This window comes from Cobetia sp. D5 (genome assembly GCF_035666195.1).
GTDB lineage: Bacteria > Pseudomonadota > Gammaproteobacteria > Pseudomonadales > Halomonadaceae > Cobetia > Cobetia amphilecti.
The window spans coordinates 3,504,971-3,521,542 of record NZ_CP142020.1; the positions used below are offsets into that span (position 1 = coordinate 3,504,971).

6 protein-coding genes (1 of these 6 running past the window's edge) are annotated in these 16,572 nt (G+C 65.2%); 1 reads left to right on the plus strand and 5 read right to left on the minus strand.

The window, feature by feature from the left end; genetic code table 11:
- The 5 genes from U0O11_RS14550 to U0O11_RS14570 all read right to left on the minus strand — a co-directional run.
- Positions 1-10,649 carry the 5' end (the start) of a VCBS domain-containing protein gene (locus tag U0O11_RS14550; protein ID WP_324690564.1) on the minus strand. It extends 17,104 nt beyond the left edge of the window, so only the first 10,649 of its 27,753 coding nucleotides appear in the window; the start codon lies at positions 10,647-10,649; its stop codon lies beyond the left edge, outside the window.
- A gap of 218 nt (positions 10,650-10,867) precedes the next feature.
- Complete coding sequence (locus U0O11_RS14555; RefSeq protein ID WP_279837493.1) at positions 10,868-13,024, minus strand: transglutaminase TgpA family protein; 2,157 nt, start codon at positions 13,022-13,024, stop codon at positions 10,868-10,870.
- Positions 13,021-14,040, minus strand: coding sequence for a DUF58 domain-containing protein (locus tag U0O11_RS14560; RefSeq protein ID WP_279837494.1), 1,020 nt, complete (start codon positions 14,038-14,040; stop codon positions 13,021-13,023). The genes U0O11_RS14555 and U0O11_RS14560 overlap by 4 nt, the downstream gene beginning before the upstream one ends.
- On the minus strand, positions 14,037-14,966 hold the full coding sequence (locus U0O11_RS14565) for an AAA family ATPase (protein WP_054556876.1): 930 nt from the start codon (positions 14,964-14,966) through the stop codon (positions 14,037-14,039). The genes U0O11_RS14560 and U0O11_RS14565 overlap by 4 nt, the downstream gene beginning before the upstream one ends.
- Positions 14,967-15,084: 118 nt before the next feature.
- Positions 15,085-15,597, minus strand: coding sequence for an NUDIX hydrolase (locus U0O11_RS14570; RefSeq protein WP_225347259.1), 513 nt, complete (start codon positions 15,595-15,597; stop codon positions 15,085-15,087).
- A 311-nt stretch (positions 15,598-15,908) separates the two neighbouring features.
- Between U0O11_RS14570 and U0O11_RS14575 the strand changes: the two genes are divergently transcribed.
- Entirely contained in the window at positions 15,909-16,460 is a 552-nt protein-coding gene (locus tag U0O11_RS14575) for a copper chaperone PCu(A)C (protein WP_279837495.1), read from the plus strand.
- Positions 16,461-16,572 lie beyond the last annotated feature (112 nt).

The following is a 16,572-nucleotide window of genomic DNA, read 5'->3' on the forward strand; positions in this document are numbered from 1 at the left end:
CTGCCATCGACGTCAGTGACCGTGGTGGCGTCCGCGCCCAGGGTGTCAGCGGTGTCGGTGGCGCCGTCGATGACGTTGCCATCGAGCGCCGTGGTGGTGTCTTCGGCGATGTTGCGGGCGTCGGCGTTGGCGACCGGCGCGGTATCGAGGATCGCGATGTCCAGGCTGTCGCTGCTGCTCTGCCCGGTGATGTCGGTGACCACGACGGTGAAGCTGTCGGTGATGTCGCCGTCGGTGTGATCTTCGCTCGCGCCGTCCTCGGCGTAGGTGTAGGTCACGGTGCCCGTGTCGGCGTCGTAGCCGGTCACGCTCAGGACACCTTCGACGGTGGTGATCTCGACCGGATCGGCCTCGGTCGCGCCGGTGATATCAGTGCCATTCACGGTGACGCTGGCGATGCCGGCATCCGCTTCCACCTGGAAGGTGTCAGTGACGGTGCCGCCGGTCGCCTCAGTGACCGACTGGTCATCCAGCGAGGTGATGGTCGGCACGCCATCGGTCGAGCCGTCGACGGTGATGGTCAGCGTGGTGCTGGAGGCATCGCCATCGGCGTCGGTGATCGTGTAGCTGAAGACGTCAGCCAGGCTCTCGCCATCATCCAGCGACTGCACGGCCGGATTGGTGGTGTCGAGCACATAGCTGTAGCTGCCGTCGGCTTCGAGCGTCAGCGTGCCGTAGTCGCCGGTGACGACTGCCGCGGCATCTGCCGTGACGTCGGACGCACTGCCGCCGTCCGGCGTGACGCTGGTCACGCTGGTGGCGTCCGCGCCCAGGGTGTCGGCGGTGTCGCTGGCGCCGTCGATGACGTTGCCGTCGAGTGCCGTGGTGGTGTCTTCGCCGATGTTGCGCGTATCGGCGTTGGCCGTCGGCGCGGTATCGAGGATCGCGATGTCCAGGCTGTCGCTGGTGCTCTGCCCGGTGATGTCGGTGACCACGACGGTGAAGCTGTCGGTGATGTCGCCGTCGCTGTGATCTTCGCTCGCGCCATCCTCGGCGTAGCTGTAGGTCACGGTGCCCGTGTCGGCGTCGTAGCCGGTCACGCTCAGGACACCTTCGACGGTGGTGATCTCGACCGGATCGGCCTCGGTCGCGCCGGTGATATCAGTGCCATTCACGGTGACGCTGGCGATGCCGGCATCCGCTTCCACCTGGAAGGTGTCAGTGACGGTGCCGCCGGTCGCCTCAGTGACCGACTGGTCATCCAGCGAGGTGATGGTCGGCACGCCATCGGTCGAGCCGTCGACGGTGATGGTCAGCGTGGTGCTGGAGGCATCGCCATCGGCGTCGGTGATCGTGTAGCTGAAGACGTCGGTCAGTGACGCGCCGTCATCCAGGCCCTGGACCTCGGCATTGCTGTTGTCGAGCACATAGCTGTAGCTGCCATCACTGTTGAGGGTCAGCGTGCCGTAGTCGCCGGTGACGACTGCGGCGGCATCGGCCGTGACGTCGGATGCACTCCCGCCGTCCGGCGTGACGCTGGTCACGCTGGTGGCGTCCGCGCCCAGGGTGTCGGCGGTGTCGCTGGCGCCGTCGATGACGTTGCCGTCGAGTGCCGTGGTGGTGTCCTCACCGATGTTGCGCGTATCGGCGTTGGCGACCGGCGCGGTATCGAGGATCGCGATGTCCAGGCTGTCGCTGGTGCTCTGCCCGGTGATGTCGGTGACCACGACCGCGAAGCTGTCGGTGATGTCGCCGCCGGTGTGATCTTCGCTCGCGCCATCCTCGGCGTAGCTGTAGGTCACGGTGCCCGTGTCGGCGTCGTAGCCGGTCACGCTCAGGACACCTTCGACGGTGGTGATCTCGACCGGATCGGCCTCGGTCGCGCCGGTGATATCAGTGCCATTCACGGTGACGCTGGCGATGCCGGCATCCGCTTCCACCTGGAAGGTGTCAGTGACGGTGCCGCCGGTCGCCTCAGTGACCGACTGGTCATCCAGCGAGGTGATGGTCGGCACGCCATCGGTCGAGCCGTCGACGGTGATGGTCAGCGTGGTGCTGGAGGCATCGCCATCGGCGTCGGTGATCGTGTAGCTGAAGACGTCAGCCAGGCTCTCGCCATCATCCAGCGACTGCACGGCCGGATTGGTGGTGTCGAGCACATAGCTGTAGCTGCCGTCGGCTTCGAGCGTCAGCGTGCCGTAGTCGCCGGTGACGACTGCCGCGGCATCTGCCGTGACGTCGGACGCACTGCCGCCGTCCGGCGTGACGCTGGTCACGCTGGTGGCGTCCGCGCCCAGGGTGTCGGCGGTGTCGCTGGCGCCGTCGATGACGTTGCCGTCGAGTGCCGTGGTGGTGTCTTCGCCGATGTTGCGCGTATCGGCGTTGGCCGTCGGCGCGGTATCGAGGATCGCGATGTCCAGGCTGTCGCTGGTGCTCTGCCCGGTGATGTCGGTGACCACGACGGTGAAGCTGTCGGTGATGTCGCCGTCGCTGTGATCTTCGCTCGCGCCATCCTCGGCGTAGCTGTAGGTCACGGTGCCCGTGTCGGCGTCGTAGCCGGTCACGCTCAGGACACCTTCGACGGTGGTGATCTCGACCGGATCGGCCTCGGTCGCGCCGGTGATATCAGTGCCATTCACGGTGACGCTGGCGATGCCGGCATCCGCTTCCACCTGGAAGGTGTCAGTGACGGTGCCGCCGGTCGCCTCAGTGACCGACTGGTCATCCAGCGAGGTGATGGTCGGCACGCCATCGGTCGAGCCGTCGACGGTGATGGTCAGCGTGGTGCTGGAGGCATCGCCATCGGCGTCGGTGATCGTGTAGCTGAAGACGTCGGTCAGTGACGCGCCGTCATCCAGGCCCTGGACCTCGGCATTGCTGTTGTCGAGCACATAGCTGTAGCTGCCATCACTGTTGAGGGTCAGCGTGCCGTAGTCGCCGGTGACGACTGCCGCGGCATCGGCCGTGACGGTGCTGCCATCGACGTCAGTGACCGTGGTGGCGTCCGCGCCCAGGGTGTCAGCGGTGTCGGTGGCGCCGTCGATGACGTTGCCATCGAGCGCCGTGGTGGTGTCTTCGGCGATGTTGCGGGCGTCGGCGTTGGCGACCGGCGCGGTATCGAGGATCGCGATGGCCAGGCTGTCGCTGGTGCTCTGCCCGGTGATGTCGGTGACCACGACGGTGAAGCTGTCGGTGATGTCGCCGTCGGTGTGATCTTCGCTCGCACCATCCTCGACGTAGCTGTAGGTCACGGTGCCCGTGTCGGCGTCGTAGCCGGTCACGCTCAGGACACCTTCGACGGTGGTGATCTCGACCGGATCGGTCTCGGTCGCGCCGGTGATATCAGTACCATTCACGGTGACGCTGGCGATGCCGGCATCCGCTTCCACCTGGAAGGTGTCAGTGACGGTGCCGCCGGTCGCCTCAGTGACCGACTGGTCATCCAGCGAGGTGATCGTCGGTACGCCATCGGTCGAGCCGTCGACGGTGATGGTCAGCGTGGTGCTGGAGGTGTCGCCATCGGCGTCGGTGATCGTGTAGCTGAAGACGTCGGTCAGTGACGCGCCGTCATCCAGGCCCTGGACCTCGGCATTGCTGTTGTCGAGCACATAGCTGTAGCTGCCGTCGGCTTCGAGCGTCAGCGTGCCGTAGTCGCCGGTGACGACTGCCGCGGCATCGGCCGTGACGGTGCTGCCATCGACGTCAGTGACCGTGGTGGCGTCCGCGCCCAGGGTGTCAGCGGTGTCGGTGGCGCCGTCGATGACGTTGCCATCGAGCGCCGTGGTGGTGTCTTCGGCGATGTTGCGGGCGTCGGCGTTGGCGACCGGCGCGGTATCGAGGATCGCGATGTCCAGGCTGTCGCTGCTGCTCTGCCCGGTGATGTCGGTGACCACGACGGTGAAGCTGTCGGTGATGTCGCCGTCGGTGTGATCTTCGCTCGCGCCGTCCTCGGCGTAGGTGTAGGTCACGGTGCCCGTGTCGGCGTCGTAGCCGGTCACGCTCAGGACACCTTCGACGGTGGTGATCTCGACCGGATCGGCCTCGGTCGCGCCGGTGATATCAGTGCCATTCACGGTGACGCTGGCGATGCCGGCATCCGCTTCCACCTGGAAGGTGTCAGTGACGGTGCCGCCGGTCGCCTCAGTGACCGACTGGTCATCCAGCGAGGTGATGGTCGGCACGCCATCGGTCGAGCCGTCGACGGTGATGGTCAGCGTGGTGCTGGAGGCATCGCCATCGGCGTCGGTGATCGTGTAGCTGAAGACGTCAGCCAGGCTCTCGCCATCATCCAGCGACTGCACGGCCGGATTGGTGGTGTCGAGCACATAGCTGTAGCTGCCGTCGGCTTCGAGCGTCAGCGTGCCGTAGTCGCCGGTGACGACTGCCGCGGCATCTGCCGTGACGTCGGACGCACTGCCGCCGTCCGGCGTGACGCTGGTCACGCTGGTGGCGTCCGCGCCCAGGGTGTCGGCGGTGTCGCTGGCGCCGTCGATGACGTTGCCGTCGAGTGCCGTGGTGGTGTCTTCGCCGATGTTGCGCGTATCGGCGTTGGCCGTCGGCGCGGTATCGAGGATCGCGATGTCCAGGCTGTCGCTGGTGCTCTGCCCGGTGATGTCGGTGACCACGACGGTGAAGCTGTCGGTGATGTCGCCGTCGCTGTGATCTTCGCTCGCGCCATCCTCGGCGTAGCTGTAGGTCACGGTGCCCGTGTCGGCGTCGTAGCCGGTCACGCTCAGGACACCTTCGACGGTGGTGATCTCGACCGGATCGGCCTCGGTCGCGCCGGTGATATCAGTGCCATTCACGGTGACGCTGGCGATGCCGGCATCCGCTTCCACCTGGAAGGTGTCAGTGACGGTGCCGCCGGTCGCCTCAGTGACCGACTGGTCATCCAGCGAGGTGATGGTCGGCACGCCATCGGTCGAGCCGTCGACGGTGATGGTCAGCGTGGTGCTGGAGGCATCGCCATCGGCGTCGGTGATCGTGTAGCTGAAGACGTCGGTCAGTGACGCGCCGTCATCCAGGCCCTGGACCTCGGCATTGCTGTTGTCGAGCACATAGCTGTAGCTGCCATCACTGTTGAGGGTCAGCGTGCCGTAGTCGCCGGTGACGACTGCGGCGGCATCGGCCGTGACGTCGGATGCACTCCCGCCGTCCGGCGTGACGCTGGTCACGCTGGTGGCGTCCGCGCCCAGGGTGTCGGCGGTGTCGCTGGCGCCGTCGATGACGTTGCCGTCGAGTGCCGTGGTGGTGTCCTCACCGATGTTGCGCGTATCGGCGTTGGCGACCGGCGCGGTATCGAGGATCGCGATGTCCAGGCTGTCGCTGGTGCTCTGCCCGGTGATGTCGGTGACCACGACCGCGAAGCTGTCGGTGATGTCGCCGCCGGTGTGATCTTCGCTCGCGCCATCCTCGGCGTAGCTGTAGGTCACGGTGCCCGTGTCGGCGTCGTAGCCGGTCACGCTCAGGACACCTTCGACGGTGGTGATCTCGACCGGATCGGCCTCGGTCGCGCCGGTGATATCAGTGCCATTCACGGTGACGCTGGCGATGCCGGCATCCGCTTCCACCTGGAAGGTGTCAGTGACGGTGCCGCCGGTCGCCTCAGTGACCGACTGGTCATCCAGCGAGGTGATGGTCGGCACGCCATCGGTCGAGCCGTCGACGGTGATGGTCAGCGTGGTGCTGGAGGCATCGCCATCGGCGTCGGTGATCGTGTAGCTGAAGACGTCAGCCAGGCTCTCGCCATCATCCAGCGACTGCACGGCCGGATTGGTGGTGTCGAGCACATAGCTGTAGCTGCCGTCGGCTTCGAGCGTCAGCGTGCCGTAGTCGCCGGTGACGACTGCCGCGGCATCGGCCGTGACGGTGCTGCCATCGACGTCAGTGACCGTGGTGGCGTCCGCGCCCAGGGTGTCAGCGGTGTCGGTGGCGCCGTCGATGACGTTGCCATCGAGCGCCGTGGTGGTGTCTTCGGCGATGTTGCGGGCGTCGGCGTTGGCGACCGGCGCGGTATCGAGGATCGCGATGTCCAGGCTGTCGCTGCTGCTCTGCCCGGTGATGTCGGTGACCACGACGGTGAAGCTGTCGGTGATGTCGCCGTCGGTGTGATCTTCGCTCGCGCCGTCCTCGGCGTAGGTGTAGGTCACGGTGCCCGTGTCGGCGTCGTAGCCGGTCACGCTCAGGACACCTTCGACGGTGGTGATCTCGACCGGATCGGCCTCGGTCGCGCCGGTGATATCAGTGCCATTCACGGTGACGCTGGCGATGCCGGCATCCGCTTCCACCTGGAAGGTGTCAGTGACGGTGCCGCCGGTCGCCTCAGTGACCGACTGGTCATCCAGCGAGGTGAGGGTCGGCGCCGAGTCATCCACGCCGGTGATGACGATGTCGACCGTGGTGGTCGAGCCATCGCTGAGCTCGACCACGAACGACTGGCTGACAGTGTCACCGTCATTCAACCCCTGAACGACAGCGGCTTCGTTATCGAGGGTGTAGGTCCACTCCCCTGCCTCGTTGACGCTGAAAGTGCCGTAATCATCGCTTTGGGTGCCAGCGACAACATCAGTACTTTCGACATCGACAAGCGCGCCTGAAGCTTCGGTAACGCCATCCTCCGTTACCTCTCCAGAATCGCCGCCAATCAGGGCGCCCACGTCATTGCTGGTCGCGGTGTTGCCGGCCGGATCGGTGACAGAAGCCTCGACACTGTACTCGCCTTCGCTCAGCGGGGTCTCGGCATCGACGCTATAGGTACCGTTCTCGACAGTGGCGGTGACAGTCTGTTCATTGCCCTCGCTGTCGGTGATGACCAGGGTGACGGTGCTGCCATCGTCGGCGTCGGTGGTACCGACGATGGTCGGCGTGGTGTCGGAGGTCAGCGCGGGGGCATCGACGGTCAACGCCGGCGCACTTGCGTCGATCTCGCCCACGTCGTTGCTGGTCGCTGTGTTGCCGGCCGTGTCGGTGACCGAGGCCTCGACGCTGTATTCGCCTTCGCTCAGCGGCGTCTCGGCGTCGACGCTGTAGGTGCCGTTCTCGACGGTGGCGGTGACGGTCTGCTCGTTGCCGTCGCTGTCGGTGATGACCAGGGTGACGGTGCTGCCATCGTCGGCATCGGTGGTGCCGACGATGGTCGGCGTGGTGTCGGAGGTCAGCGCCGGGGCATCGACGGTCAACGCCGGCGCGCTCGCGTCGATCTCGCCCACGTCATTGCTGGTCGCTGTGTTGCCGGCCGGATCGGTGACCGAGGCCTCGACGCTGTACTCGCCTTCGCTCAGCGGTGTCTCGGCATCGACGCTGTAGGTGCCGTTCTCCACGGTGGCGGTGACGGTCTGCTCGTTACCATCGCTGTCAGTGATGACCAGGGTGACGGTGCTGCCGTCTTCGGCATCAGTGGTACCGACGATGGTCGGCGTGGTGTCGGAGGTCAGCGCGGGGGCATCGACGGTCAACGCCGGCGCACTTGCGTCGATCTCGCCCACGTCGTTGCTGGTCGCTGTGTTGCCGGCCGTGTCGGTGACCGAGGCCTCGACGCTGTATTCGCCTTCGCTCAGCGGCGTCTCGGCGTCGACGCTGTAGGTGCCGTTCTCGACGGTGGCGGTGACGGTCTGCTCGTTGCCGTCGCTGTCGGTGATGACCAGGGTGACGGTGCTGCCATCGTCGGCATCGGTGGTGCCGACGATGGTCGGCGTGGTGTCGGAGGTCAGCGCCGGGGCATCGACGGTCAACGCCGGCGCGCTCGCGTCGATCTCGCCCACGTCATTGCTGGTCGCTGTGTTGCCGGCCGGATCGGTGACCGAGGCCTCGACGCTGTACTCGCCTTCGCTCAGCGGTGTCTCGGCATCGACGCTGTAGGTGCCGTTCTCCACGGTGGCGGTGACGGTCTGCTCGTTACCATCGCTGTCAGTGATGACCAGGGTGACGGTGCTGCCGTCTTCGGCATCAGTGGTACCGACGATGGTCGGCGTGGTGTCGGAGGTCAGCGCGGGGGCATCGACGGTCAACGCCGGCGCACTTGCGTCGATCTCGCCCACGTCGTTGCTGGTCGCTGTGTTGCCGGCCGTGTCGGTGACCGAGGCCTCGACGCTGTATTCGCCTTCGCTCAGCGGCGTCTCGGCGTCGACGCTGTAGGTGCCGTTCTCGACGGTGGCGGTGACGGTCTGCTCGTTGCCGTCGCTGTCGGTGATGACCAGGGTGACGGTGCTGCCATCGTCGGCATCGGTGGTGCCGACGATGGTCGGCGTGGTGTCGGAGGTCAGCGCCGGGGCATCGACGGTCAACGCCGGCGCGCTCGCGTCGATCTCGCCTACATCATTGCTGGTCGCGGTGTTGCCGGCCGGGTCGGTGACAGAAGCCTCGACACTGTATTCGCCTTCGCTCAGCGGCGTCTCGGCGTCGACGCTGTAGGTACCGTTCTCCACAGTCGCGGTGACGGTCTGCTCGTTGCCATCGCTGTCAGTGATGACCAGCGTGACGGTGCTGCCGTCTTCGGCATCAGTGGTACCGACGATGGTCGGCGTGGTGTCGGAGGTCAGTGCCGGGGCATCGACGGTCAGCGCCGGCGCGCTTGCGTCGATCTCGCCCACATCATTGCTGGTCGCGGTGTTGCCAGCCGGATCGGTGACCGAGGCCTCGACGCTGTACTCGCCTTCGCTCAGCGGGGTCTCGGCATCGACGCTGTAGGTGCCGTTCTCGACGGTGGCGGTGACGGTCTGCTCGTTACCATCGCTGTCAGTGATGACCAGGGTGACGGTGCTACCGTCTTCGGCATCAGTGGTACCGACGATGGTCGGTGTGGTGTCGGAGGTCAGTGCCGGGGCATCGACGGTCAGTGCCGGCGCACTTGCGTCGATCTCGCCCACGTCATTGCTGGTCGCGGTGTTGCCGGCCGGGTCGGTGACCGAAGCCTCGACGCTGTACTCGCCTTCGCTCAGCGGCGTCTCGGCATCGACGCTGTAGGTGCCGTTCTCGACGGTGGCGGTGACGGTCTGCTCGTTGCCGTCACTGTCGGTGATGACCAGGGTGACGGTGCTGCCATCTTCGGCATCGGTGGTGCCGACGATGGTCGGCGTGGTGTCGGAGGTCAGTGCCGGGACATTGACGGTCAGTGCCGGCGCGCTTGCGTCGATCTCGCCTACATCATTGCTGGTCGCGGTGTTGCCGGCCGGATCGGTGACCGAGGCCTCGACGCTGTACTCGCCTTCGCTCAGCGGTGTTTCGGCATCGACGCTGTAGGTGCCGTTCTCGACGGTCGCGGTGACGATCTGTTCGTTGCCGTCGCTGTCGGTGATGACCAGGGTGACGGTGCTGCCATCGTCGGCGTCGGTGGTGCCGACGATGGTCGGCGTGGTGTCGGAGGTCAGCGCGGGGGCATCGACGGTCAGCGCCGGCGCGCTTGTGTCGATCTCGCCCACGTCATTGCTGGTCGCGGTGTTGCCGGCCGGATCGGTGACCGAGGCCTCAACGCTGTATTCGCCTTCGCTCAGTGGCGTCTCGGCGTCGACGCTGTAGGTGCCGTTCTCCACAGTCGCGGTGACGGTCTGCTCGTTGCCATCGCTGTCGGTGATGACCAGCGTGATGGTGCTGCCGTCTTCGGCATCGGTGGTGCCAACGATGGTCGGCGTGGTGTCGGAGGTCAGAGCCGGAGCATCGACAGTCAGCGCCGGCGCGCTTGCGTCGATCTCGCCCACATAATCGCTGGTCGCGGTGTTGCCGGCCGGATCGGTGACCGAGGCTTCGACGCTGTACTCGCCTTCGCTCAGCGGCGTTTCAGCGTCAACCGTATAGGTGCCGTTCTCGACGGTGGCGGTGACGGTCTGCTCGTTGCCGTCGCTGTCGGTGATGACCAGCGTGACGGTGCTGCCGTCTTCGGCATCGGTAGTGCCGACGATGGTCGGCGTGGTGTCGGAGGTCAGCGCGGGGGCATCAACGGTCAACGCCGGCGCGCTTGCGTCGATCTCGCCTACATCATTGCTGGTCGCGGTGTTGCCGGCCGGGTCGGTGACCGAGGCTTCGACGCTGTACTCGCCTTCGCTCAGCGGCGTCTCGGCGTCGACGCTGTAGGTGCCGTTCTCGACCGTCGCGGTGACGGTCTGCTCGTTGCCGTCGCTGTCGGTGATGACCAGCGTGACGGTGCTGCCATCGTCGGCATCGGTGGTACCGACGATGGTCGGCGTGGTGTCGGAGGTCAGCGCCGGTGCATCGACCGACAAGGACAGCACGACCTCTGTGGGCAGTGTCGGATCAAGATCCAGCCCCAGGCCATCTTCGTCCTCATCATTGAATTCCGGGTCGGTAAAGCCGCCCTCATATTCATAGGAGGTCCGTTCGACACGCCCTTCACGCCCCACCCCAGAGGCATCCAGGAAACCACTACGACTGCTGCCCGGCGCACCGCCACTCTCACCGGCTGCGGGAGCTTCCTGAATCGCGGTCGGGTCTTCGCCACGAGCGATCGCTTCGCGCAACGCTTCCACTGCCGGGTCAACAGGCGCTTCCCCACGCGACTCGGCCAGCAACACCTCAACGCCGATCGGCGCCCCCTGCGGCACCACAAGCTGGGTGCCGTCTTCCAGCACCACGATCGCGCCCTGCGGTGCGACCAGAGTGGCTGTTGGTTCAAGCGTCATTCCATTGACGACACGCTGCGCCTCGCTGGAGGAGGAAACAACAAGTACTGTGCCTTCTGTGCGGATGACCTGGACCATGGGGACATACTCCTACTGGGGAAAGGTGCTGCATCATGCTGCGAAGGGGGAGCGATGGCATGATAGACAAGAACGGATAGTTACATTTTGATACACAACAACACTTACCGCAACCTAGCAATTTTCAGTAGCGCTATCGCGCTGCAAGGATGAGATATCTAATTCGGAAAAACCTCTTTAAATCAATAAGTAACACTCATAAAAGTCATCATTGTGATTTAGCGAATCTTGCGAGACTGCACAGACCACTGGCGCCGAACACTACGCAAGGATGATGCTTCACCATGAGAACTCGCTAATACCGTAGCATCGTTGTATAGCCATTGTTCAATCAAATCTGCCAAATGTAACAATACTCTTACATTCTGCGGCTGCTGTTGGGCAATACGGCGCAAGTGGCTGCCGGGAGCCTCGCCCACGTGGGGGCCATGGCCCGTACGCTCCAGCCGCTTCACCAATCTGCGGTAGGCTCGCACACCTGCGTGCGCTGACACCTCACGACCCGACCACAACACCAGTGCCACGCCTGCCAGCACCACACTGGCCAGCAGCCCGAGCACACCCCAGACAAACCACTCCCAGCGGAAGTCACCAAACAGTCGCTTCCAGAGATTTCGCTGCTCGTCGAGACGGAACCCCACCACGCTGCGTTGCCAGCGGTATTCGAAACGCTCCCACTGCCGTCTCAGATCACTGAGCAATGAATTATTCAGCGTGAAGGCGCGCAAGCCAGCATCGGCCATGAAGCCCGGCTGCCCCTGCAGACTCAGCGCCCCCTGCGAGATTCGCTCGGGAGCCACCGCCGCGGTGGGATCAAATCGATGCCAGCGGCCGGCATGGAACACCTCGACCCAGGCGTGAGCGTCATACTGACGGATGCTCAATTCCTGCGGCCCACCGATGCCATCGCCTTGTGCCTCGCCGCCCAGATAACCCGCGACCATACGCGCCGGCAGTCCGGCAGCGCGCGCCAGAAAAACGCTGGTAGAGGCGTAATGGGTGCAATAGCCCTGCAAGCTGTCGAACAGGAAATCATCGACACGGCTGAGCCCCTCGAGGCGCGGTGGCGTCAGGGTGTAGTGGAAAGACTGGCGATTGAAATACTGGAAAAGGCGCTGCAGGAAGACCTGAGGATCTCCCCCCGACTCACTCATCAGATCGCGAGCGAACTCACGGGCACGCGGATTGCCATCATCGGGCAACAGCTGATCAAGGCGCTGCATCCATTGCGGAGCCGTTGTCGGTGGCGCGCCGGAGGAAGACATCTCCAACAGCTCGCGGGTATTGAGTGACGCCAGCCCCTCAAGGGTGCCGTCGATCAGGTAACGGGCCTCGCGGCTGGTCGTCAGTGGCGCGCCGAGACTCGGCCGCCAGGGGCGCGGGTCCGGCTCCAGCAGCAGCTCATAGCGATGACGCGCGACTTCCCCCTCCATACGCGTCCCGCGCTGAACGTAGCGTTCGGCCGGCCCGCCCAGTGCCTCCTGAAGACGCTCCGGCGTGGCGCGCGACCAGCGCACGCCATCAAACAGGCTCAGGGTATACACACGCCAGTAGCGCTGGGAGGTCGCCGGCAGTCCGTTGTCGAAACGCGCCCGAAACGCCAGGGCATCACTGCGACCCAGGGCGGCGATATCGCCGGGAGAGACACTGTCGGTAAGCCCCGTGGTGGCCTCGTTGAGCTGCGGCACGTTCCACAGCGGCGGCAGGCGGGGAAAGAGCACGAACAAGCCCAGCATCAGCGGCAGGGACAGCCCCATCAGCCAGGCCGTCTCCCGCATGGCCTCACGACGTTCGCGTGCACCGGCGATCAACACCAGCCCGCCGACCAGCCACGCCGCGGCCATGACCGAAGCCGCCGCCATCAAGGGCCCCTGGTCATGCAGGAAGGCCGCCGCCAGCACCACGAAACCCAGCCCGCAGACCACGCGACCATCGCGCAGGCTGTCCGTCTCCAGCAGCTTGAGCAGATAGATGCCGACCAGCAGGCCGATCATCGCCTCCAGGCGCAGCATCTGGCCGTATTCGAGAAACAGGCCCGCCGCGACCATTGCCACCGCCGCCAGTCGCAACAGGATGCCAGCGCGCGGAACTCGCGCCCGGAGTTGCTGAAAGCGCCACAACGCCGCCAGCAAGGCCGGCAGGGCAAGCCATACCGGCATCCACAGCACATGCAGCGCCAGCACCAGGCACTGGCCGATGAACAGGTGGCGCAGCTCCAGCCAGCCCAATGCCTGGTCAGGCGTCAGAGGTTTGCGCTGCCACCAGCGTCGTCTGGCGCTGGAGGAGGGAGAAGATGCGCCACTGGAGAGCTCGTCCTTTGAGGAGCGGCCCAGGGAGGCGCGTCCCGGGGAAGCCTTGGCTGTCGACAGGCTCATGCACTGCCCTCCTGACTCAAGGGACGACTCGCGCCGGCTCGCTCGGCGGCCTCACTGGCCGCCAGCTGGGCGGACCATGGCAACCTCTGCTCGCCGCCGAACAGCGTCAGCGCCTCAAGCACTCGACGGCGATGCGCCCCGCCGCTGGCGATGGCTAATGTCTGGCCCGGCAGCCGCAGACCATAGGTCGCCTGGGCGCCTTCCGCCGCCAGCACGCGTGCCGTGAGCTCCGAAAGCCGCTGCTCCATGTCGCCACGACAGGCCTCGTAATCCAGCCACAGCGAGGGACGCGCAGGCGTCTCGAAGCGCTTGGTAACCAGCTCGCCGCTGCGCCCCCAGTGCTTCCAGGCGATATGCGCTGGCGCATCACCCGGCACATAGCGGCGCAGACCGGCGAAATCGCCCTGCTCTATCTGCTCGAGCGTACGACGACTGCCCTGCGGGGTGGAGGGAAGCTCTGGCTGTGGATAGACGAGGACCGGCGTGTCGATCGCGACCCAGGCCCACAGGCGCACCAGTCCCAGTGGCCAGCGCGACTCCAGCGTCAGCGTCGGCAATGAGAACTGGCCACGCTGAAAGGCCGCCAGCTCCAGCGTCGCACTGCCTTCGCCGTCATGGATCTCGAGTCGCTGGCGCGCCTCTCCCAGTCGCACATCAATGGCATGCGAGCGAGCCCGACCGGTGAGGCGCACCATGACGCGCAATGTATTGCCCGCAAACGCCTCGCCATCGGCGATCAGCTGCACTCGCACACCCGCCAGATTGCGCCAGCTGCGAAAGATGCTGACCACTGCCACGGCGAACAGCCAGAAGGACAGACCATGCGCCAGCGAGTTCTCGTAATTGATCCCCAACAGCAGCAGCAGGATCACCAGCACCGCCCAGAACAGCCCGAAGGGCGTCGGCAAGATCATCAAGCGCGCATGATGAAGCGCCTCGCCTCCGCCAATCGACATCTTGCGCAGCATGCGGGCTTTCACGCGCGTCCATGCGCCGGGCTTCGCCACCTGGGTCATGCAGGCACCACCGCCACCTGCCCGAGCAGATGGCGCGCCACGGCTTCACCTTCGGCAACACTGCCTTCGCTGAGGCGGTGCCCCACGACGGGCGCCCAGACCGCTTGCACATCCTCCGGCAGCACATAGTCGCGTCCTGCCAGCAGTGCCCAGCCACGCGCAGCACTGGCCAGCGCCAGCACCCCGCGCGTCGAGAGACCATAGGCCACTTCCGGCGAGCTGCGCGTCGCCGCCACCAGCGCCTGCAGATAATCCAGCAGCGGGTCAGACAGACGCACACGGTCCACGGCGGCCTGCCACTCCTTGAGCACCGAGACGGGCAACAAGGGTCGCAGCGCCTCGATATGCTGACGCCCGGCATTGCCCTTGAGAATCTCGCGCTCGGCTGCGGGTTCCGGGTAGCCCAATGACAGCCGCATCAGGAAGCGGTCCAGCTGGGACTCCGGCAGCGGGAAGGTGCCGGATTGCTGAAGCGGATTCTGGGTCGCGATCACGAAGAACGGTTCTGGCAGGCGACGGGTCTCACCTTCCACCGTCACCTGACGCTCTTCCATCGCCTCCAGCAACGCGCTCTGCGTCTTGGGCGTGGCACGGTTGATCTCGTCCGCCAGCACCAGCGAGTGGAACACCGGGCCGGGATGGAAGCGGAAGTTGCCCTCACGCGGGTCGAATACCGACACGCCGAGAATGTCAGCGGGCAATAGATCGCTGGTGAACTGCACCCGCTGCATGTCCGCTCCGATCAGACGCGCCAGCCCCTGGGCGAGCGTCGTCTTGCCCAGCCCCGGCAAGTCCTCGATCAGGACATGACCACGGCACAGCAGACAACAGAGCGCCAGACGGATCTGGCGCGGCTTGCCCGCCAGCACGGTCGACAATGCGGCTTCCACCTCTTCCAGCTGCTGTGGCGATACCTTGGCATTCATGCAAAGACTCCAGAACAAAGTGGGGAGGAGGAGATGCGGCCATCACGATGGGCAGCACACGCCAGATGACGCAGGGCCAGCGGCGTTGCTGCCCAAGCTCGACAAGGAAAAGCGAAGATCATCGGCTCAGGCTCTCACTCAGAAAGCCTTCACGAATCAGGCGCTCAAGGGCCATACGGCTATCAGGCGTTGAAGGATGCAACGCAAGCGCATCGGCAGGCGTGACCCAGAAGGCATCTGCCACTTCTTCGGCCTGCAGCGTCAGCGGGCCATCGTAATGCACCAGATACGCACTGCCGAAGACATGGTTGGTCGCGTCGGTGTAGCAGAAATCGAAACAATGCTTGAGCGGCGCGCCGCGCACGCCAATCTCTTCCTCCAGCTCGCGACGGGCAGCCACCTGCACGGCCTCACCGGCCCCGACAACACCCCCACTGGCGAGGTCGAAATAGCCGGGGAACACTTCCTTGCTCAGGGTACGCTTCTGGATGCATAGCTCACCGCGGCCATTGAGCACGAATGCATAGGTGGCACGGTGCCAATAGCGGTAGCGTCGCATCAAGCGACGCGGTGCCGTGCCACAAGGGCGATTCTGCGCATCGACCAGCTGAATGATTTCGTCCTGGATCACCGTTCCCTGTTCCTTGCCTGTCCTTGAATCACTTCGATAGCCATCCGCGACGACCAACACCGCCGGATGGCATCGACCAATGCGTCCCACGGTAGCAGAATGCGACGAAGCTGCCTTCAACTGCGGCCCGGACACCTGCCTTCACACCCGGGTAACAGGCGACGCTCGCATTCGTGCAAACCACCTAAAACAGAACCCTCTGCAATAGCCTCTACACTAGAGGCCATCGACGTCAGAAAACACCACACTGGCATCATGGACCGCTCCCATGGTCATTCTCTTTACACACCGACACAGGAGATGCGCACAGCATGAGGCAACCTCGCCAGGGACATGGCGCGCCGCGACGCGCCGGACAGATATCGGCTGGCCTGACCGCCCTTCGCACCATCGCCAGCACCGCCAGCAGATGGCTGGCGACGCTAGCCCTGCTCTCCCTTGCCACGGTTCACGCCACTGCGCAGGAGCCCCCATCCGCCTCCCCCCATGTCGAGCAAGCCTTTGCGCTACCGACGCCACCGGGTGCCACGACCGGGGCCGCCTACCTGACACTTTCGATCGCAAAGGGCGATGCCATGCTGACAGGCGCCAGCACGCCGATGGCCGCCACGGTCGAATTGCACAGCATGCAAGTCACGCAAGAGCGCATGCAGATGCACAGAATCGAGCAACTGGCGATTTCCCCTGACGCGCCGCTGACGATGGCTCCCGGCGGCGGCCCCCACCTGATGCTGATCGGGCTGACGCAGCCACTCACTGCAGGCGACAAGCTGCCGCTGACGCTGCATTTTCTGGCGAGACCTGACACGAGCCTTGAGGTCTCGGTCAAGGACTACGCCGAGATGATGTCGCTCAGTGAGTAACGCCATCGGTGCATACGCCTCTATCGACAAACACCTCTATCGACAAACGCCTCAACCCGCGAAACGCGCATGCAAAACGGCCCTGACACAAGGTGCCAGGGCCGTTTTCTCA